This is a genomic window from Enterococcus sp. AAFC-DPL-5146 (assembly GCF_058216635.1).
Map to the genome: position 1 here is coordinate 1,113,084 of NZ_CM177103.1, position 18,637 is coordinate 1,131,720.

The following is an 18,637-nucleotide window of genomic DNA, read 5'->3' on the forward strand; positions in this document are numbered from 1 at the left end:
AATGAAATAGTGACATTTTTTGAAGCTAATTCATAAAGCTGGTTATATTGAAACATTTTCTTGTTACTAATAAAAGTGTAGCACAGGCATAAAAATGTTGGAACTAATAAGGGTTGGCTGAATGTAAAAGAAAGCGAAACTTAATAGGTGATAGTATGAGTAATTCCTCATAGTTTTTTTATAAAATATAAAATAGCTATTCATTTTTTTTTAAAGTGAGGGTGCTAATATGTCTTCATGCCAATTATCCCGAATTGGTTTTTCATACTTACTCCTACCAAGAGTAAATAACAACCTTCATTTCCACCACAGACGACGGTCGTGGTGGTTTTTTTGTTACTTTAAAAGTTATGTATGTCGGCTTTTATTTATGTTTAACAGTTATTTTATACTCATGTGTTTATTTTTCGAAAATTGAATTTCCCATAGTTTTTTCCACAGTAGAGGTTAAAAAAATTAAAGTTTATCAATGATTTGATCAAACATATCATCAGTTTCCGTATCTTTGTTTTTTTAGGTAGGTGAGTATACGTATCTAATTTTTGTTGTGCAAACGCATTTCTAGAGGTGAGTGTTGATATAAAACCAGATAACGCCGAAAAATCTGCACTTGACTACTCAATGTTGGTACAGTAATAATCATCATACGGTAGCTACACTATAGCTAATGGAGATTTTACAGATTAGTTACAAAAGTTGCGTGTGGTGAATGTCGTTTTGTCACAGTTTGTTTCGAGGATGGAAAGATCGAAACTACTTGGACTGAGAATTTTTTATTAAATAGGATAGCCTACTCCAAAATTGAAGTGCACCCCAAAAAGTTAGACTAAAAATCTAATATGGAGTGCATTTTTTATGAGAAAGTATACGATAGAATTAAAGTTGTCATGGATTATTTAAAAAACGAAGGCGGTTATAGGTATCTCGGTCATAAATATGAAATAGATTTTCCAATGGTTAGGTGTTGGGGAAGGGTACATTATCATTACAGATAGAAAGGATTATGAGGTTATAAAATGATAACATTAAGTTGTATAGCTAAAATTTATGAGATAATAACCGCTAATATTTTTATCAAAATCAGTAATACATGATTGGCACAGGGCTAAAAAAAGGCCCCTACAATAAAACGTGGGGGCTTAAATGCGTTTAAAGAGTTTTTGAAAATGGATATAATTCTGGGATTAAATTTATTGAAAAAGCTTTAACCAGTGCAACAAATACTTTTTCATCGAATTCACTAGTTTGTGGGACAATTTCATGGGTTTTCTGTATAAATAAATCTAGAACTAAATCATCATAAGAGGTATTATTTAATACTTGATTAAAACCGATGAAAATTTTTCCTTTTTGATCGTTGGAGATACCATGAGTTAAACATAGTAAACTAACTGAAATAGGATTCTCCAAACTATCTCCAGCATTATCAGCAATTTCACAAAGTGCATCGTAAAATAATTGTTCTTTATCTCTATCCATTTTAAATCTCCTTTTTAATTAAAAATTAGAAGAACCAACTAATTCCCTCTTTGATAGCTAGTGCAATTTGAGACGCCGTACCTTTAGCTACGCCAGAGTTTACTAAAGCTCTGTACACCGCATCATAAACAGCTTGGTAAGGAATATCTGCCCATTTTAACAAAGGATTAAGGCTTGCGCAAATTTTTGCATAGTGTTTTGCAAAATTATTAGCAACGGTTTTACCTGCAACAGATCTTACTACATTTGTTGCTAGAGTTTTATTCTTAACAATAAATTTTATAGCACCTTTGATGATTACGGTTGCAACGCTACGGGATTGGGGACCATTTGAATAATCTGATTCTTTTGGATCGGGTAACAATTCTGTTGTAACTTCTTCAGCTACTGTGCTAGTTGCAAAAGCGAAACTTGGTGCAAAAATAGAACTAAATAAAGCAAACACTGACAAACTAATCAAAATTCTTTTTAATCTCATAACTATCAACCTTCTTTCATTTTTTTACTCATCGCGATTGAGATATTTTATATAATACATTGATTTCTAAAAGTTGTAAATATATTTTTAATTATTTTGTTAAAAAAACTCACCATAAACTCATTTTAAGGCTGGTTGATTTTTATGGTTGTAAATTGTAACATAAAGGTATATACCTGATATTTATTTTTAATTATGGGGGAATATTAATTTGAAAGGGGAGTTAAATGAGTAAGATTAAAATAAGATTAGTTGTTTTGGTTGTATCCATTATTTTTATTTTGCCAACTACAGTTAATGCAAATATAACTGTAAATATAAATACCGCATCTTTTGATGAGTTAACAAAAATCACAGGAGTGGGTATAGTAACGGCACAAGCCATCATTGACAGCAGACCATATAACACTCTGGATGATTTGGTCAAAGTCAAAGGGATTGGTCCTAAAACATTAGCTAAAATTAAGCAACAAGGTATCGCAAGCGTAACCGATGTATTACCGCCTGTAATTAATGAAGATCATTGGGTTATACCTAACAAAGTACTAAAGGCAAATGTAGAGTATTTTACAGGTGAGTATGATTACAAGTACAGGACGGACGATAAAGGTCTGATAGTAGCTGTTGATATAGGTAAGTTGAGCATGACAACTCGCACAGCGAGACTACCACATGATCCAAATACTCCTGATAAGTTGTTCGGAGATCATGCGGGTCATATAGCAGGCGATCGCTTTGGTGGATCGCCTAAACTGGATAATTTAGTATCTCAGGCAAGTTACGTCAATCTAAGTAGTTATAAAAAACTCGAGAATAAGTGGGCTGATACAGTGGTTAAAGGTCAGCAAGTAAAATTAAAAGTTACGCTTAATTACGAAGATAATGCACGTCCTACATCGTTTGATATTGATTATACGATTGATAGTACACAAGCCGTGGAGACAATACAGAATGTAAATCCTTAGTTTTTATCTTGCTCGAGAGGTATTGTACATAATTTTTTACGATTCACATATTACTTCATTTTTGGTATACTTTATTTAACATAATATTTGTTAAATAAGGAGACAAGTTAAATGGAAATGTTTGTTAGAAACAAACCAAGTTTGGTACAATTCGCTATATATGAAGTTGTTACTCCAATTAATGAGGAAACTCATACTTATGATAAGAGTGAGATTGAGGATGTAATTCGTATTAAAAAGAAATGCAGCCGTTTTTTAGAAATTGAATCTACTTTTGTAGGCGTAGACTATATTAAAAATGTTTGTAGCGAAGATGCTAAATGGATTAACTATTGCATCTACGAAACCAATAGATCTGGACAAGGTTACAGAGTAATTGAAAATTTAGATGCCCCTATCAAAACCTTTGCTGAAAATCCTAGTTCGCATAATAAAATAAAGTTAGCTTCAAGATTAATTAAACTGAATGATGAGTTAAAACCAGTTGAAGGTACATGGGAAGGCGAGGGGTATAGTAAAGAATATAATTTTACTGATACATATTTATCAGTAAGAGCTTTTTTTAGCAGAGAAAAAGTAGATGATGTTGAAGACCTTGATCGGAACTTTTTCCATTTATCTAATGTTATTCTCGATACCAAAATACCAATTATAACGGAGTATGAGATAGATGGAAAATGAGCAGATAGATGGAATTTATTATTTGAAGAATAATAAAAATTTTCATAATCGGGAGATTAACGGGAGTCTTGAGGATGGAAATTGTACTAAAGTAGATACATCTAGAGATGGAGGCGGTGGAGGTATGGGAAGCGGAGACTATGTTACTCATAGAGAATTAAATATGACAAAGGAATCTATTGAAAGGAAGATTGATTCTACTGAAGCTAATCTAAAGGTAGAGCTGTCTAATATTGATCATAAAATAGATAAAAGTATTACCGAATTTAAAGATGAAATATCTAAACAAAAAAGTGCTAATATTAAGTGGACAATAGGAACCGCCCTAGCTCTGGCTAGTGTGATGATCGGGGCTTTAAAATTATTTATAGGATAGCGAAAATATCGACCCTAACCGGTCGGTATTTTTTCGCTATAAAACCCTATTTCAACTAAGGAATAGGGTTCGCGATGATACTATTTGTTTTGGTATTAGGATTGATTCCATACACTATAGTGATATCATATGACTTTGTAACTTGATAAATGTTGGGATAAAGTTCTTTTGTTTTTGCCAAATTTTCAGGTGATCTATGGAATTTGTCACTTGGAATACTGGGGTTTTCAGCGTGAATTTTATGCCAATTCTTAATGGCAATAGGATAAATACCTTCGCCTTTACTATCTAATTTATCATATTTTAAGATTGCTTTTCTAGAATTATCTGTAATTACATATTTTAGTGGAACTTGGCTGCATAAATCAGTGATAAAATCGTTTAAACTAAATTCTCCGCGTCGTCCACCAACATTGAAATAATTAATAAACTCCCAATATTTTTCATCACTATTAATAGTGAATCGGAATCCTTTCAAAATTGGTAATTCTAAGGTAGTACCTTCTATCTTTTGGATGAATATTAATTTCCAAGAATCGGTTGGTCTTGTATCAAATATAACGGACGATTCAATGTTATTATATTTGTGCTCAAAGCTCCCGATAGTGATTCCAATTCGTCTCATTTCGATTAGCAAAGTTTTTAATTCGGGAATTTGTTTAGAAAAATTGAAGCTCATAATTTATTCACCTCGAGTTGTTTTTAGTAATCTAATTATAAACTATATTCGACTAATTTCAATCTTAATTTCAATTTCGATACTCAACACCAGCAACCCATACAACTCTAAAGCATCCTCTAAACTCTCGAACTCCCAACGAGCCGCACCACTATCGCTAACTAATCCTACAACATTACCATCCAATATAATTATTTGATCCATATAAAAACCCCCTTACGATAATATACGCAAGGAGGGGAGAGAATTATTTTAAGCAATTGATTTTAATGGTTTTAAGACAAATTCTCGGATGAAACTATCAGGATTGTGAACGAAAAAACTTTTCTATAACCAACTGATTCCTTCTATTGTAGTGACCGTGTATTGATACTTCATACTTATTTTCATCTAAAAATAAAATTAGGGTGGCTAGTTCTTTTTTGCTAATCAAGCAATTCACGTCATGAGAAGGAGTGTGCAGAGTAAATCTAACCATTGTCTCTGGAAACATCTTGATCACTCTTATCTTGTCAATTATACCCACATAACTATTTTTATCCAATCTAATCACCTTCCTTATTCTGAAAAATCTCCGTCGTCAAAGTATTCAGCGCAAAATTCGTTGATATCTTGTGATATTTCTAAATCAATACCACTGTATGGATCATCATGCTTGTTCGACCACTTAGTAAAGTTATGTACTATTATATGGCGTATGTCATTGAAATCAATATATTGATCATATTGCTTGGTGCCATCGGTTGAGTTTACTACAGCAGTGTTTAAATCGGCAAAACCTCGAAATGTGCCAATAACATGATCTTTAACTCGTCCTAGATGATCCTTGCTGTTGAGTTGTATCTATAAGACTTTATTTTGTTTGATTGATCGCTCAAAGGCAACGCTCTATATAACTTAAATCCTGTTGAGGTAAGCGAGGGATATCTTTTAACGCCTCAGCTTTACCTTTATTGATTGCTGCAGTTAACTCGCCCAAGGCGAAAGCGGTCATCCATTTTTTCATGCCATGGTCAGCATATTTTAAAAAGTAAGTATCATTTAAATCTGGTTTGTCTGACATAATCAACACCGTCCGTGTATTTAAGGTGGTTTCTAATAACGATTATATAAGTGCACCAAATTTTATTACAGCATTTAGATCTGATTTTGGATCGATGACTGTAAGCAGATCATCCGGAACTACACCGCCAAATGTAGCCATGAATAATAGTGCGCCAAAAACTATTAATAACGTAAGTGCTTTTGGTTTTTCATCTGGAAATAGATATTTAACTAAGTCAACTCAAAATGTAAAAACTAGTTCATTAAGAAGTGATTGGTTTGATTGGGTATATCAAGCGGAACTAGGAGTTACTTATGGAGGAATGAGTGGAGGCCCTCTTTTTGACAACTCAGGAAGAGTGATAGGTATTTATGTTGGCAGAGTCTATCCAAACAATGTAACGCATTCAGTATTTAAAAAAATGGATCAGGCAGCATATAATAATATTATTAATTAATAAATAAAACAGCCGACCCTAATTAGAATGGTCGGCTATATTTATAATTTAAATTCAAAATAAGCTTCTACTGTATCTGTTTCATCATACTTATCTTTATTGAATAGATAGACAATTCTGTATTGTTTCCCTTTTTCTAATGAGTATCCAGATAAATTAAAATTAGTTTTTTCGGAATTCCCACTAGGTATTTCTATATTCATTCCGATGTCAGTGAATCCTAACGTAAGGTTTTTCCATTCACCTTTTTCATTTATTTCTAGTCTATCTTTGGGGGAATCATAGAATAGACTTCTATCAGTGTTGTTTTTTATAGTCACAATTACTTTATCAGTATGAACCTCACTGTTTATAATTGCCAATTTTTTTTTAACAGACGCTTCCTTCTTTGAGTTTTCGGCAGTTGAACAACCACCAAAGAAGAGAATGGCCAAACCAAGAATTATGATTTTTCTCAATATAATTTCCCTTTCTAGATTTTTATTTTATACTAAACATTATATCATTAAAAATAGAATTAATGAATAAAATACAGGACAAAAAACTGCGAGTCATCATTATAATCCCTGAGTGTTGCAATTTTAAATTTTACACTATCCAAGAACAAGAATAAGTTAAAGCTAACTAGTTCTTGTTTGTGGATTAAGCAATTAATATCTTTAATTGCAGAAAAATAAAAAAATGGAACACATTGCTTAATGTACGCCATTTTTTATTCAAAAATTATTCATTGTTTACACTACTAAAATCACAACGCTTCAATAAAACGATTCGTTCGAAACAGTCGTGCTTCTAAGTTTGTCCCAAGTTCAACCGCAGAGTGTTGTCCTTTTCCAGCAAATTTATACCGAATAGCATCCGCATTAGTCTTCGCCGCAATATAAGAAACACCAAAATTAGCCTGCATCGTATGAATCAAGCGAATATAAAGAGCACTCTCCGATATCTTAAAATGATTAGAAAGTTGAGCTAAGTTCCACCCCTCTTTTAAAAAACGAAACAAAACGACATCAGGAATCAGAATCGCAGATGCACCGATGTTAGCTTGGAATTCATGAAGTTCCTCATTATAAGAATAGTGCAAACTACGATCGGTATCAGTAAAGATACTATTATTTTCAGTCATGTGAAATAAATAGTGAGTAATTTCATGACTGATGGTAAAGTTTTTTCTTTTTTCACTCATATTTTGATTATAGCCAATTGTTGTCTCTAAAGAGTCCTTAACGATCATACCAGAAATACGATCTCTTGCTACGCCATCGAATGGGAAACTGCGCATTGAAACTCCCTTAGATTTTACGAAATCCCAAAGATATGAACAGTCGTAATTTTCATAACCGATATTATTTGCGACCATTATCGCCGAGATATAATCGTTTATTTTGTCTGAAAAACTAAGATATTCATCAATTTGCTCTGTCATCCAATCACGCCTTGTCGTCTTGTTTTAATTCACGTTCACGCTCGATTTCAGATCTTCTGAAACGAAGAAAACGATCCACTTCATCTTTCAATTCATCTACTTCATCTTCTGATAAACCATCAGTATTCATCCGAAACATGATTTGAGAAGAAAGATTTTCTTCTTGAGCAGTTTCTTCAATAAAAGAATTTTTTGATCTTCCTAATAAATAGTCAGTAGAAACATCAAAATAATCAGCTACTTTTTGGATATTTTCTATTTTTGGAGAAGAAGTATCCCAGCGACGGATTTGTCCATTAGAGATGCCTACATTTCGTTCGATCTCAGCAAAAGTAACCTTATTCTTATCAGCCAGCTCTTTGATTCTGTAAGTTAAACTCATGTTTTTCAACCTTTCATAAGCTTAAATGAGAAAAATTTTAGCTTTTAAGCTATTTTTAGTTGACAATTAGCTTTTAAGCTATTAAAATGTTCTTATAAGCTAATTTATCAGTAAATAGTTATCAAAAGCCATTCTATCACTTATTTTCTAAAATTTGAAAGTACGTAAATAGAATAGAGCTTATTTAACTATACTTATATGATAGCGTAAATGCTAATTCTAGTCAACGATTTAATATATATTAGCTAATTCACTAAAAAGAAAGGGGAAGGAAATGATAAGTAAAAGAAGAAGCAAAAGCATGCTACTAACTTATTATTTAAATTTGGCAGAATTAGGAGATCAACAAGCGAGTCGTTAAAAGAATATTTGGAGAAGAAAATAAATAAAAAGGAGAAGATAAATGATGCTATTATTTCCCGAAATTGATCGAAAAAAAACGAAGAAAAAGGTTCATGATTTACTGAAAACATATCGTTCATTGGTACGAATTGCTGGAGAGAAACATTCACCAAAAGTAACTGCTGCTTATACGTTTGAGATGAAAAATACTGACGGGCAATTTTTACAAAAAAGCGAAAAGATCATTGATCGAAAATATCTTGCTGAAGTCGAATTAATAAAGATCATAGATGCCATGAATCAACTAGATGTGTATGATCGAGAGATTTTATATGACAAGTATATGGATCGCAATTTTACGACGAATATTGCTATTTATATGAAACATCATATGAGTGAAAGCAAGTTTTATAGAGAGTTAGATAAGGCCATGGTTCGTTTTGCTGAATCTTATGAAAGTGGAAAACTATTGATAGAAATGTGACATTTTTATGGGAGAAAGACGGCAGTTTCATAGAGTGGTAATCGAGTAAACTGTACTTAACCGCTAGTTAAAAAGTGTTCAATAATATGATGGGAAAAGACATTTAAAATGAACTGTCGGTTACCTTTGTAAGTAAAAATAAATTTAGTTTAATAATGAAAAAAGGTGGTAATTATGAAGATGTTTGAGTATTTAGATCGTTTTTTAGTCGATGCAGATCACAAAGCTATTTACGTTTTGACATTGATTTGCATAGCGATGATCATTGATTTTTTAAGTGGCAGCTTAGCAGCTAAAATCAATCCAGAAATTAATTTTTTAAGTAAGGTAGGTATTAATGGTATTTTGCGTAAAGTAGCAAGTATGGTGCTGCTGATGTTTTTTATCCCATTGGCACCTTTGATTCCAGCTGGGACAGGTGTTGGGTTAATCTATGTTCTATATGTCGGTTATCTACTAATGGAGTTAAAATCAATTCTTGAAAATTATAAAAAAATGGGCATCGGAACGGAATTATTTGAAGAGTTTATTAAAAGTATCAAGAATGGAAAAGAAGACAAGTAACAGTAAATAATTTTATTAACGGGTTAAATGGAAGAAAAAAATGAAACGAAAGCAGGCGAATCTGCTATCCGTTTCATTTTTTAGTGTATCTCTTTTTTCGATTTAAATGAACGAAATAAAGTTAGTCCTAAAGCAGTCAAACATAAAATAAAGGAACCTAGGAAAGTAATTTTCATCCCAAAAATAAAGACATCGGGTTGTTCAGTCATATAAGTAGTCACCCGCTGACCGTAAGCAGCGCTCATTGAGTTATATAGAATCGTTGTTGCTAAAGCAATTCCTAAAACCATCCCAAGATTTCGGGCAAGAGAATTCATACTTCCAGCAACTCCTAAATCTTCTTTTGAAACACTGCTCATAACGGTTGTATTGTTTGGCGATTGAAATAGAGCATTACCTAATCCCATAATACCGGTGGCTAAAATATAATACCAAAGAGGCGTTCCCTGATTTAAAAACATGTACATAAATGACGTAATCGATAATAAAATCAATCCAGTGAAGGTCAAAAGTTTCGTGCCAATCTTATCTGTTAAAAAGCCACTAATTGGCGATCCTACGACCATCAATAAAGGAAAGACCATCATCAGTAAACCAGCATTACTAGCGGGTAACCCACGTGCATTTTGCAAATAAAAAGGTATCACAACATTGACGAAAAAGTTAGATGCAAAAATTAAAACAGCTGTCATTAAACTCATCGTAAATATCTTGTTTTTAAAAATTGAAAATGTAATCAACGGCTGACTGACACGTTTTTCTACTTTTAAAAAAACAACGAATGAGAATAACGATAAAACAAATAATACTATTGGTAACAAAGCATTGAATCCCATTTCTTGTCCAATAAAGATTGCTCCAAAGAACGTCATAATAAATAGAGCAAATAAACTAAATCCAAACGTATCAATTTTTTTCCCACTTTTGATAATATCCTTTGGCAAAAATTTCTCGCAAATTAAAATAGTAATAATTCCAACAGGAACATTGATCCAGAAAATATAAGGCCATGAGAAGTGTGAAAGAATCAATCCGCCGATACCAGGACCTGCAATTGAACCAAGAGAAACAAATGCACCAATTGATCCTAACGCTCGACCACGTTCTTTAAAAGGAAAAACCTCTGTGATAATTCCTGAGTTTGTAGCCATAGTCATACTTGAACCAATGCCTTGAACAATTCGGGCAAATAAAAGGAAAGCCAACGAATGATTGAAGCCACATAATAAAGAGCCTATCGTGAAAATAATGGTTCCAATACGATAAACTTTAATCTTACCAAAACTATCTCCGATTTTCCCAAAAAGTAATAAACAAGAACAGACAATCATTAAGTAAATTGAAACGATCCATTCTGATTGATTCATAGGGACATTCATATCCTTAGAAATCGTCGGTAAAGCTATATTAACGATGCTGGCGTCTAATGTTGACATAAAAGTAAACATTGCCACCGATACTAAAATCCACCAGCGATTTTTTTGTACTTCCTTATTATCTTGAAAACTACTCACTGATTCCATTTATCCATCTCCTTAAAAATTGTAAACAAGTCCTTTATTATCATACTCTTTTTTTTAGAAAAATGTCAGTGAGAAAATAATGAAAATGATTAAATTCCAGAAATTTAAGCTCCTGATAGTAAATCGAAAATGGAACTACGCTTGTTTATTTTTAACTTCTGTTACAATAAAAAAAGAATAACTGTACTAAAATGTAAGATTTTTTGTTATACTTTTTAAGTGAAGTCAATCAATAAGGAAGCTAAAGCTGTTTCATTATTGATTTATGATGAATTAAAACAGAAGATTATGTTTTTGTGAATAGTCACGAATGCTGTTAGGACAAATGTATAGTTGCTTAAGTACGTAGATTTTAAATCTAGTTAAACAAACCAATTTTCCATTCAATACTGGACGATTTCGTTACACTCATAAATTAAGGAGGATATTATGGCTACAAAACATGATCAAATATTAAAATATATTGAAGGATTGCCGATTGGTGATCGTATTTCTGTTCGAAGTATCGCAAAAAATCTTGGTGTCAGCGAAGGAACTGCGTACCGGGCAATTAAGGATGCTGAGAATATCGGATTAGTTTCGACGATTCAACGAGTTGGGACAATCAGAATTGAACGGAAATTAAAAAAACATATCGAAAAATTGACATTTGGTGAAGTCGTTCGAATCATTGAAGGAGATGTCTTAGGCGGTTCGGCTGGTTTAGACAAGGTCTTAAATAAGTTTGTTATAGGTGCTATGACTGAAAAAGCTATGACAAGATATATTACACCAGGCTCATTGATGATCGTCGGAAATCGTCAAGGGGTTCAAAAATTAGCACTAGAAAATGGAGCAGCAGTTTTGATTACTGGTGGATTTGATACAGACAGTGAAACGGCTGAATTAGCAGATAAATTGGGGATGCCTGTATTAAGAACGACTTATGATACTTTTACGGTAGCCACGATGATTAATCGAGCATTGAGTGACCAATTAATTAAAAAAGATATTATGCTAGTTAGCGATATTTATACGAATTTAGAGAAGACAAATTATCTATTTTCTACCAATACGATTGCTGATTATCAAGAACTTTCTGAAAAGACCCAGCATTCACGTTTTCCAGTAGTGAATAAAAGCCTGCGTCTCGTTGGGATCATCACTGCAAAGGATGTTTTAGGAAAATCTGAAACATTAACTATGGATAAAGTCATGACCAAAGATCCCATTGTCGTAAAAAAAATGATGAGTGTGGCTAGTGTTAGCCATCAAATGATTTGGGATGGCCTAGAAGTAATGCCGGTTGTTGAAGATGACTTGTCTTTAGTTGGTTTTGTTTCTAGACAAGACGTGATGAAAGCCATGCAACTAGTACAACGTCAGCCACAAATCGCAGATACAATCTCAGATCAAATTTCAGGTGAAGTGATGCCGGTGGAAGAAGGTTCTAAAGCTGGAGAGCCACATTTTAAATTTTCTGTTGCTCCTCAAATGGTCAATAGTGTAGGAACGATTTCTTTTGGTGTGTTAAGTGAAATTATCGCAAACGTGACACAGCGGACGATGATAACAAATCAAAGGAGAAATGTTTTAATCGAACAAATGAGTTTGCATTATCTACGTCTAATCCAGTTAGAAAGTGAATTGGATATTCGACCAAGAATCTTAGAAATCGGACGTCGTTCGGCTAAATTGGATATTGAAGTATATTTAGAGAACGCTCTTGTTGCTAAAGCAATCGTTGTTTGTCAAGTAATGGAGCGGACATAGGAGGCAGTAAAACATGGATATTGTAAAAGAGATTTTAACGACTATAAAAGCATATCAAACAATTATTATTCATCGCCATCAACGGCCGGATCCTGATGCAATCGGTTCACAGGTTGGTTTGGCAGAAATACTTCGAGAGAGCTTTCCAGAGAAACAAATTTATCAAGTTGGCGGACCCGTTGAAGGCTTAGAATTTTTAGCAGACATGGATGACATCACGGATGATTGTTATAAAAATGCTTTAGTTATCGTAACTGATACAGCTAACTCACCTAGAATCAGTGATGATCGTTATAAATTAGGGGATAAATTGATCAAAATCGATCATCATCCAAATGATGAACCATACGGTGATTTGGTATGGGTCAATACAAAAGCAAGTAGTTGTAGTGAGATTATCGCTGATTTTTATCATCTTAATCAAGAAGAATTAGTTATGAATAATAAAGCAGCTCGCTTATTATATGCAGGAATTATCGGTGATACAGGAAGATTTTTATATCCAGCAACAACACCCCATACATTAGAAGTAGCAGCTGAATTGATGACTTATGACTTTAATACAGCAGAATTGAATCGTGAATTGGAACAAATTCCTATGAATGTGGCAAAACTTGCTGGATATGTCTATCAAAATATTGAGGTTGATGCCTACGGTGCAGCTAAAGTCATATTGCCTCAATCCTTACTCGATGAGTATGGCATTGTAGATTCTGAAACAGCATCAATCGTTTCACTTCCCGGAGTAATCGATGAAGTCTTGTCTTGGGGAATTTTTGTTCAGCAGCCTGAAGGGTATTACCGAGTAAGGTTACGCTCAAAAGGTCCGATAATTAATGAGTTAGCAAAAAAACATCATGGCGGTGGGCATCCTTTAGCTAGTGGTGCCAATGCGAAAAATTTAGAAGAAGTTGCTGAAATTTATAAAGAAATTCAAGAACTATGTAAAGAATATAAAAAATAGGTAATGAAAGCATTTACATTTTTTTGTACTTCTATTATACTAAAATTAGTTAAATAGTGGATAGTGATTGTTTCAATACAAGCTAAACCTGATTATGCCAAGTAGATTTATTTGGCATAGTTGGGTTTTTCTTTTTTGAAATTTGACTCATTTTTCCACTAGTTAACAAAAAAAGAGAAAAAGGAGATAGAAGGATGAAATTGAAAAAAATGTTTGTTGGTATTGCGTTGTTATCAATGGTTTTAGCTGGGTGCAGTAGTAATGGTGCTGCAAAGGAAGAGAAAAAAGCTGATACAAAAGAGAAAGAGAATACTGAAGTAGTGATTTATCTTGCCCGTCATGGCAAGACCATGCTGAATACGGTTGATCGGTCTCAAGGATGGATTGATGCACCTCTGACGCCTGCTGGAATTGAAGTTGCTGAACAATTAGGCAAAGGTTTATCTGATGTTGCTTTTGATAAAGTAGTAACAAGTGATAGTGGACGAGCAATTGAGACTGCGGAGTTAGTATTGAAAAATAATGGACAAGAAAAATTAACAAAAGAAATGACAAAAGATAAGCGTTTGAGAGAATATAATTTTGGCACATATGAAGGTTTAATGAACGAAGAAATGCTCACAGCTGTTGCAAAAGAAAAAGGCCAGACCTATGAAGAATACAACGATTGGATGAAAGAGGTTGGTTTTTATAAAGGAATCATTGAGTTTGCCGATATTTTATCTGGTATGGATAAGAAAAATGTTGAGGCCGGTGTAAATTGGCCAGCTGAAGATAGTAAAACGATTGTTGCTCGTTTAAAGGCAAGTTTAAATGATATCGTAAAAGATGCTGAAAAAGAAGGAGCAAGTAATGTTTTAGTTGTTTCCCATGGGATGAGTATTATTACATTATTAGGTGAATTAGATGCAAATGCAGATTTGCCGGACGGTGGTTTGAAGAATGCTAGTGTTTCAAAAGTAACTTATAAAGATGGTAAATATACAGTTGATAGCGTTAATGATCTTTCTTATGTAGAAAAAGGAAAAATGAAGTAAGTAGTAATTTTAAATTTTTCCAGAGAATTCCCTTATAAAATGGGGCTTTCCTTTCATGTGGAAGTACGATAGAATGAAGTGACAACATTTTAAAGGAGAACTTAAATGGAAAATTTACCAAGTTGCCCACAATGCGGCTCAACGTACACTTATGAGGATCGAGGCATGATGATTTGTCCAGAATGCGGACATGAATGGTCACCTGCAGATGCAGAAAAAGAGACAGCAACAGTTATCAAAGATTCCAATGGGAATGTTTTGGCTGATGGCGATAATGTGACTGTTATAAAGGATCTAAAAGTCAAAGGTGCCAGTGGTGCAATCAAGCAAGGAACAAAAGTTAAAGGAATTCGTTTAGTAGTAGATGCTGCTGATGGACATAACATTGATTGTAAGGTTGATGGATTTGGTCCAATGAAATTGAAATCTGAGTTTGTTAAGAAAAATTAGAAATAGGCTAATTATTGGCTAGTATACTTTCTGGAGTGTTAGATGTAAAAATCTGGCACTCTTTTTTTGGAAAAATGAGTAATCTCAATATTATGTGATTGGTTTTCGTGCTACAATAAAATAGTAAAGAAGATATATACTCTTCTGATAGCTTCGTTTAAGACGGTAGCTCGATTAAAGTATTTTTAAGAATGACCGTGCCTTGACAAAGCTGACGGTTTTTTTTGTCTTTAAGCAAGTAAACAATCAATACAATAAAAAGAGAGAAAAAAACAGAAAATCAATAAGGATTTACGCTTTTTGTGGTATAATGCATGAGGACTTACACAACAAGTTTGAAAGAGGTGAGGTAAATGAGTTCATTTAAACAATTTCAGTTCAACGATTTTATCATGGAAGCACTAGAAGATAAAGGGTTCGAACAACCAACAGAAGTACAAGAAAAATTGATTCCTGTCATTAAAAAAGGCAAAAGTGTTATCGGTCAATCCCAAACAGGAAGTGGCAAGACCCATACATTTTTATTACCATTGATGAATAAAGTAAATCCTCAATTGGATGAAGTACAAATTCTAATCACGGCACCTAGTAGAGAATTGGCGAATCAAATTTACCAAGAAGCAATTCAAATCGCTAAATTTAGCCAACCTGAAATTCGTGTGACGAACTTTGTCGGAGGAACAGACAAGCAGCGTCAAATCGCTAAATTAAAGCACCAACAACCACATGTGGTGATTGGAACGCCAGGGCGAATTTTAGATTTAATGAATGAGCAGGCGTTAAAAGCACATACCGCGTTTGCCTTTGTTGTAGATGAAGCGGATATGACATTAGACATGGGCTTTTTAGAAGAAGTAGATCAGATCGCTGGGCGTTTGCCTAATAAACTACAAATGTTAGTTTTCTCTGCGACAATTCCAGAAAAATTAAAACCTTTCTTGAAGAAGTATATGGAAAATCCTGTTGTTGAGCATATTCAGCCGAAGAATATTATCTCAGAAACGATTGATAATTGGTTGATTTCTACTAAAGGAAAAGATAAAAATCGCTTGATTTATCAATTATTGACGATTGGACATCCTTATCTGGTGATTATATTTGCTAACACAAAACAACGGGTGGATGAGATTACCGATTACTTAAAAGATCAAGGCTTAAAAGTAGCAAAAATTCATGGAGATATTTCTCCAAGAGAACGAAAACGTGTGATGCGTCAAGTTCAGGATCTTGAATTTCAGTATGTTGTAGCCACTGATTTAGCGGCGCGAGGAATTGATATCGAAGGTGTTTCTCATGTTATCAATGCTGAAGTCCCAAGTGATTTAGATTTCTTTATTCACCGTGTAGGTAGAACGGGAAGAAATGGCTTAGATGGAACAGCAATTACTTTATACTCGCCAGCCGATGAAGAAGCCATTTCTGAAGTGGAACAATTAGGTATTGAGTTCCATCCGAAAGAAATCAAAAATGGTGAAATGATCGATACGTATGATCGTAACCGTCGAACAAAACGTGAAAAGTCCAAAGATGCTTTGGAAGACCCGACTTTAATTGGTTTGGTGAAAAAGAAAAAGAAAAAAATCAAACCTGGATACAAAAAGAAAATTGAATGGGCCATTTCAGCTAGTAACAAACAAAAACGTAAAGTTGAACGCCGTCAGCAAACTCGGACAGCTAAGAAATCTAAGAAAAATAGTTATAAATAAAAAGAAGCAGCTAGATGACTCAGTCGTCTTAGCTGCTTAATTTTTTGATCATTTCTACACAGAGGATGCCGTCCTCTTCATATTCATCAGAGTTCACGGAATAATTTAGTGATTCGTAGAAAGACAAAGCTGTTTTTTCAGCAGATAAGACACTGAAGTTGCATCCTTCGTCTATGGCCTTTTCTTCTAATAATAAAAGCAACTGCTTGCCAATACCTTTTCCACGATATCCTTTTCTCACACAAAAGCGATCAGGTTGGATCGTAACAGCATCTTTTTTCTGGTAGCGAATTGTCGCAATGACAAGAGAATCTTCATAAACAACGAAATAATTCCGCTCAAATGTATCAAATGCATCAAATTCCTCTTGTAATGAAATTCCTTGTTCTAAAACAAATACATCGTAACGCAAAGCAAAAGCTGCTGCTTGATGCCAGAGTTCATTGCCAAAATGGGTATACATGATAAGAACCTCCAGTTAATTTTCTTAGTGAAAGAATCATTCAATGGTATACTTAATCATAGCAGATATTTTGGGAACAAACGAGGAGGGTTTGACTTGGACCTATTTGAACAAATTGAATGGTCAAATTGGAAAAATTTAAAAGACGTTGAAAAAGAAGCGATTCTACATCAATTATTGATGTACTTTGTTCCACCAACGATGGAAATCAATACAATTGAATTAGTTGATTTTGAACTTTATGGGATAAAATGTCGTACATTTGAGTTTGAAATAGATGGAGAATTGTTCGTCTTTGTACCAGGAAATAGTGAAGCAATTCTTGGTTGGGATTTGGGTGCAGAAGGTTTACGAGCGCATGAATTACTAGGCTTTGATGTGGATAATCTAGAAAAAAATACATTTAAAACAACATTGACCAATGAAGCAATTGATCCTGTTACTGAGTGGACCGAGGAAGAATTGAACTATGATTTATCCTCATTAGAAGGTATTTCCGATTATATAAATGATCATACGACTGATTTAAGAAAAGTTAGGATTCCTGCGATGATTGTTCAAAAATATGCCCTGCCAGCGGGAACTGAGTTTTTAGGAATAGTTGATACCGTTACAGGAACATTTGAAGGGGAAGTAGAGGATTTTTCCCCGTTTGAAGAACAGATTTGTGAGAAACTATTCCCGGTACTTTCGGCATCCGAGTGTCTTAGCTGGTCGTTTCCTCAAAGTCTTTTAGAAAAAAACGAGTTTTATCTTGAATTTATACCTGAATCTAATTTTTATTTTGTTTATAGTCATCAAGACTGCACGCATGATGAAATCAAATTAGCGCTTAAAAGAGACGGTTTCAGTTTATTGTCAGAGGATCAATGGGAATTTGTTGTTGGAGCAGGTACACGTCGTTTATTCCGTTGGGGAAATGAATTGTTGATTCAAGAGAATGAATCTGGTCGTCAAATAAGAAGTAAAATGGATGGTTCTAATATGTTTGGTTTGGTGATAGATAATCAAAAAAATCGTTACGAGTTAACCAATAATCCAACCACATCAAAATTAATCAAACAAGCGCCAGCCGAAAATAGTTTGATCGAAGAGATGTTGCCATTGTCTACTTATTTTAGTCCAGATCATATGATTTTACCTGAGGAAAAGTTAAGTCCAACCGATTATCTCTACAGAAAAGTGATTAAAATCGAAAAGTAAATGGAAAACATTGACTTTTTTTCGAACTTTCCTTATAATTTGTAGGGAATATAAAGGATATGATTCGTTTCTTTGATGTTTACAGAAAGTTCTTCATTGCTGAAAGAAGAATAACACATAAACGCAATTGCTCCCTTTAAATAAGTTTTGATAGAAATATCAACGCGACTCTGCGTTATAG

General features: G+C 33.7%; 22 protein-coding genes. 12 read left to right on the forward strand and 10 right to left on the reverse strand.

Annotated elements, in window-relative coordinates:
- Window positions 1–1,149 precede the first annotated feature (1,149 nt).
- Window positions 1,150–1,479, reverse strand: coding sequence for a hypothetical protein (locus AC4BB2_RS05020; RefSeq protein ID WP_490474335.1), 330 nt, complete (start codon window positions 1,477–1,479; stop codon window positions 1,150–1,152).
- A gap of 25 nt (window positions 1,480–1,504) precedes the next feature.
- On the reverse strand, window positions 1,505–1,957 hold the full coding sequence (locus tag AC4BB2_RS05025; RefSeq protein ID WP_490474336.1) for a YqxI family protein: 453 nt from the start codon (window positions 1,955–1,957) through the stop codon (window positions 1,505–1,507).
- Between the two features lie 227 nt (window positions 1,958–2,184).
- On the opposite strand from AC4BB2_RS05025, the gene AC4BB2_RS05030 reads away from it, so the two are divergent.
- From AC4BB2_RS05030 to AC4BB2_RS05040, 3 genes are all read left to right on the forward strand, one after another.
- Entirely contained in the window at window positions 2,185–2,922 is a 738-nt protein-coding gene (locus AC4BB2_RS05030) for a DNA/RNA non-specific endonuclease (RefSeq protein ID WP_490474337.1), read from the forward strand.
- A gap of 111 nt (window positions 2,923–3,033) precedes the next feature.
- Window positions 3,034–3,603 carry a hypothetical protein gene (locus AC4BB2_RS05035; protein WP_490474338.1) on the forward strand — a complete coding sequence of 190 codons (570 nt, stop codon included), beginning with the start codon at window positions 3,034–3,036 and terminating at the stop codon, window positions 3,601–3,603.
- Window positions 3,593–3,979 (forward strand): CCDC90 family protein, encoded by a 387-nt coding sequence (locus AC4BB2_RS05040; protein WP_490474339.1) that lies wholly within the window; start codon window positions 3,593–3,595, stop codon window positions 3,977–3,979. The genes AC4BB2_RS05035 and AC4BB2_RS05040 overlap by 11 nt, the downstream gene beginning before the upstream one ends.
- Window positions 3,980–4,034: 55 nt before the next feature.
- Here the strand turns inward: AC4BB2_RS05040 and AC4BB2_RS05045 are convergent, their stop codons facing one another.
- The 3 genes from AC4BB2_RS05045 to AC4BB2_RS05055 all read right to left on the reverse strand — a co-directional run bounded on the left by AC4BB2_RS05045 (window position 4,035) and on the right by AC4BB2_RS05055 (window position 5,721).
- Window positions 4,035–4,658, reverse strand: coding sequence for a DUF6037 family protein (locus AC4BB2_RS05045; protein ID WP_490474340.1), 624 nt, complete (start codon window positions 4,656–4,658; stop codon window positions 4,035–4,037).
- A 42-nt stretch (window positions 4,659–4,700) separates the two neighbouring features.
- Window positions 4,701–4,862, reverse strand: a complete 162-nt coding sequence (locus tag AC4BB2_RS05050; RefSeq protein ID WP_490474341.1) for a hypothetical protein — start codon at window positions 4,860–4,862, stop codon at window positions 4,701–4,703.
- Window positions 4,863–5,532: 670 nt separating this feature from the next.
- A complete protein-coding gene (locus tag AC4BB2_RS05055) occupies window positions 5,533–5,721 on the reverse strand; it encodes a hypothetical protein (protein WP_490474342.1) in 189 nt (62 codons plus the stop codon).
- 25 nt (window positions 5,722–5,746) lie between these two features.
- Between AC4BB2_RS05055 and AC4BB2_RS05060 the strand changes: the two genes are divergently transcribed.
- Entirely contained in the window at window positions 5,747–6,160 is a 414-nt protein-coding gene (locus AC4BB2_RS05060) for a trypsin-like peptidase domain-containing protein (protein ID WP_490474343.1), read from the forward strand.
- A 41-nt stretch (window positions 6,161–6,201) separates the two neighbouring features.
- Here the strand turns inward: AC4BB2_RS05060 and AC4BB2_RS05065 are convergent, their stop codons facing one another.
- The 3 genes from AC4BB2_RS05065 to AC4BB2_RS05075 all read right to left on the reverse strand — a co-directional run bounded on the left by AC4BB2_RS05065 (window position 6,202) and on the right by AC4BB2_RS05075 (window position 7,968).
- On the reverse strand, window positions 6,202–6,618 hold the full coding sequence (locus AC4BB2_RS05065; RefSeq protein ID WP_490474344.1) for an immunoglobulin-like domain-containing protein: 417 nt from the start codon (window positions 6,616–6,618) through the stop codon (window positions 6,202–6,204).
- 290 nt (window positions 6,619–6,908) lie between these two features.
- Window positions 6,909–7,586, reverse strand: a complete 678-nt coding sequence (locus AC4BB2_RS05070; protein ID WP_490474345.1) for an ImmA/IrrE family metallo-endopeptidase — start codon at window positions 7,584–7,586, stop codon at window positions 6,909–6,911.
- Window positions 7,587–7,590: 4 nt separating this feature from the next.
- Window positions 7,591–7,968, reverse strand: a complete 378-nt coding sequence (locus tag AC4BB2_RS05075; protein WP_490474346.1) for a helix-turn-helix domain-containing protein — start codon at window positions 7,966–7,968, stop codon at window positions 7,591–7,593.
- A gap of 403 nt (window positions 7,969–8,371) precedes the next feature.
- Here AC4BB2_RS05075 and AC4BB2_RS05080 point away from each other — a divergent pair, with 403 nt between their 5' ends.
- Together AC4BB2_RS05080 and AC4BB2_RS05085 are read left to right on the forward strand one after the other, a co-directional pair.
- A complete protein-coding gene (locus AC4BB2_RS05080) occupies window positions 8,372–8,794 on the forward strand; it encodes an ArpU family phage packaging/lysis transcriptional regulator (protein ID WP_490474347.1) in 423 nt (140 codons plus the stop codon).
- A gap of 180 nt (window positions 8,795–8,974) precedes the next feature.
- The gene (locus AC4BB2_RS05085) at window positions 8,975–9,358 is read left to right on the forward strand and encodes a phage holin family protein (RefSeq protein WP_490474667.1); all 384 of its coding nucleotides are present in this window, start codon (window positions 8,975–8,977) and stop codon (window positions 9,356–9,358) included.
- 80 nt (window positions 9,359–9,438) lie between these two features.
- Here AC4BB2_RS05085 and AC4BB2_RS05090 read toward each other — a convergent pair whose 3' ends face one another.
- Window positions 9,439–10,881, reverse strand: coding sequence for an MFS transporter (locus AC4BB2_RS05090; protein ID WP_490474348.1), 1,443 nt, complete (start codon window positions 10,879–10,881; stop codon window positions 9,439–9,441).
- Between the two features lie 429 nt (window positions 10,882–11,310).
- Here AC4BB2_RS05090 and AC4BB2_RS05095 point away from each other — a divergent pair, with 429 nt between their 5' ends.
- From AC4BB2_RS05095 to AC4BB2_RS05115, 5 genes are all read left to right on the forward strand, one after another.
- Window positions 11,311–12,633: a DRTGG domain-containing protein gene (locus AC4BB2_RS05095; RefSeq protein WP_490474349.1), complete on the forward strand. Its 1,323-nt coding sequence runs from the start codon at window positions 11,311–11,313 to the stop codon at window positions 12,631–12,633.
- Between the two features lie 13 nt (window positions 12,634–12,646).
- A complete protein-coding gene (locus AC4BB2_RS05100) occupies window positions 12,647–13,597 on the forward strand; it encodes a DHH family phosphoesterase (protein WP_490474350.1) in 951 nt (316 codons plus the stop codon).
- A gap of 194 nt (window positions 13,598–13,791) precedes the next feature.
- On the forward strand, window positions 13,792–14,634 hold the full coding sequence (locus AC4BB2_RS05105; protein WP_490474351.1) for a histidine phosphatase family protein: 843 nt from the start codon (window positions 13,792–13,794) through the stop codon (window positions 14,632–14,634).
- Window positions 14,635–14,739: 105 nt separating this feature from the next.
- Window positions 14,740–15,084: a zinc ribbon domain-containing protein YjdM gene (locus AC4BB2_RS05110; protein WP_490474352.1), complete on the forward strand. Its 345-nt coding sequence runs from the start codon at window positions 14,740–14,742 to the stop codon at window positions 15,082–15,084.
- Window positions 15,085–15,437: 353 nt separating this feature from the next.
- On the forward strand, window positions 15,438–16,790 hold the full coding sequence (locus AC4BB2_RS05115) for a DEAD/DEAH box helicase (protein WP_490474353.1): 1,353 nt from the start codon (window positions 15,438–15,440) through the stop codon (window positions 16,788–16,790).
- 28 nt (window positions 16,791–16,818) lie between these two features.
- On the opposite strand, the gene AC4BB2_RS05120 is transcribed toward AC4BB2_RS05115, so the two are convergent.
- A complete protein-coding gene (locus tag AC4BB2_RS05120) occupies window positions 16,819–17,253 on the reverse strand; it encodes a GNAT family N-acetyltransferase (protein WP_490474354.1) in 435 nt (144 codons plus the stop codon).
- Window positions 17,254–17,349: 96 nt separating this feature from the next.
- Here AC4BB2_RS05120 and AC4BB2_RS05125 point away from each other — a divergent pair, with 96 nt between their 5' ends.
- On the forward strand, window positions 17,350–18,456 hold the full coding sequence (locus AC4BB2_RS05125; protein WP_490474355.1) for a DUF7278 family profilin-like fold-containing protein: 1,107 nt from the start codon (window positions 17,350–17,352) through the stop codon (window positions 18,454–18,456).
- The last annotated feature ends 181 nt before the right edge of the window (window positions 18,457–18,637 follow it).

Excerpts from the sequence above, each read along its gene's own strand:
- AC4BB2_RS05020 (WP_490474335.1), bottom strand. The coding sequence starts at position 1,479 with ATGGATAGAGATAAAGAACAATTATTTTACGATGCACTTTGTGAAATT.
- AC4BB2_RS05025 (WP_490474336.1), bottom strand. The coding sequence starts at position 1,957 with ATGAGATTAAAAAGAATTTTGATTAGTTTGTCAGTGTTTGCTTTATTT.
- AC4BB2_RS05030 (WP_490474337.1), top strand. The coding sequence starts at position 2,185 with ATGAGTAAGATTAAAATAAGATTAGTTGTTTTGGTTGTATCCATTATT.
- AC4BB2_RS05035 (WP_490474338.1), top strand. The coding sequence starts at position 3,034 with ATGGAAATGTTTGTTAGAAACAAACCAAGTTTGGTACAATTCGCTATA.
- AC4BB2_RS05040 (WP_490474339.1), top strand. The coding sequence starts at position 3,593 with ATGGAAAATGAGCAGATAGATGGAATTTATTATTTGAAGAATAATAAA.
- AC4BB2_RS05045 (WP_490474340.1), bottom strand. The coding sequence starts at position 4,658 with ATGAGCTTCAATTTTTCTAAACAAATTCCCGAATTAAAAACTTTGCTA.
- AC4BB2_RS05050 (WP_490474341.1), bottom strand. The coding sequence starts at position 4,862 with ATGGATCAAATAATTATATTGGATGGTAATGTTGTAGGATTAGTTAGC.
- AC4BB2_RS05055 (WP_490474342.1), bottom strand. The coding sequence starts at position 5,721 with ATGTCAGACAAACCAGATTTAAATGATACTTACTTTTTAAAATATGCT.
- AC4BB2_RS05070 (WP_490474345.1), bottom strand. The coding sequence starts at position 7,586 with ATGACAGAGCAAATTGATGAATATCTTAGTTTTTCAGACAAAATAAAC.
- AC4BB2_RS05075 (WP_490474346.1), bottom strand. The coding sequence starts at position 7,968 with ATGAGTTTAACTTACAGAATCAAAGAGCTGGCTGATAAGAATAAGGTT.
- AC4BB2_RS05080 (WP_490474347.1), top strand. The coding sequence starts at position 8,372 with ATGATGCTATTATTTCCCGAAATTGATCGAAAAAAAACGAAGAAAAAG.
- AC4BB2_RS05085 (WP_490474667.1), top strand. The coding sequence starts at position 8,975 with ATGTTTGAGTATTTAGATCGTTTTTTAGTCGATGCAGATCACAAAGCT.
- AC4BB2_RS05090 (WP_490474348.1), bottom strand. The coding sequence starts at position 10,881 with ATGGAATCAGTGAGTAGTTTTCAAGATAATAAGGAAGTACAAAAAAAT.
- AC4BB2_RS05095 (WP_490474349.1), top strand. The coding sequence starts at position 11,311 with ATGGCTACAAAACATGATCAAATATTAAAATATATTGAAGGATTGCCG.
- AC4BB2_RS05100 (WP_490474350.1), top strand. The coding sequence starts at position 12,647 with ATGGATATTGTAAAAGAGATTTTAACGACTATAAAAGCATATCAAACA.
- AC4BB2_RS05105 (WP_490474351.1), top strand. The coding sequence starts at position 13,792 with ATGAAATTGAAAAAAATGTTTGTTGGTATTGCGTTGTTATCAATGGTT.
- AC4BB2_RS05110 (WP_490474352.1), top strand. The coding sequence starts at position 14,740 with ATGGAAAATTTACCAAGTTGCCCACAATGCGGCTCAACGTACACTTAT.
- AC4BB2_RS05115 (WP_490474353.1), top strand. The coding sequence starts at position 15,438 with ATGAGTTCATTTAAACAATTTCAGTTCAACGATTTTATCATGGAAGCA.
- AC4BB2_RS05120 (WP_490474354.1), bottom strand. The coding sequence starts at position 17,253 with ATGTATACCCATTTTGGCAATGAACTCTGGCATCAAGCAGCAGCTTTT.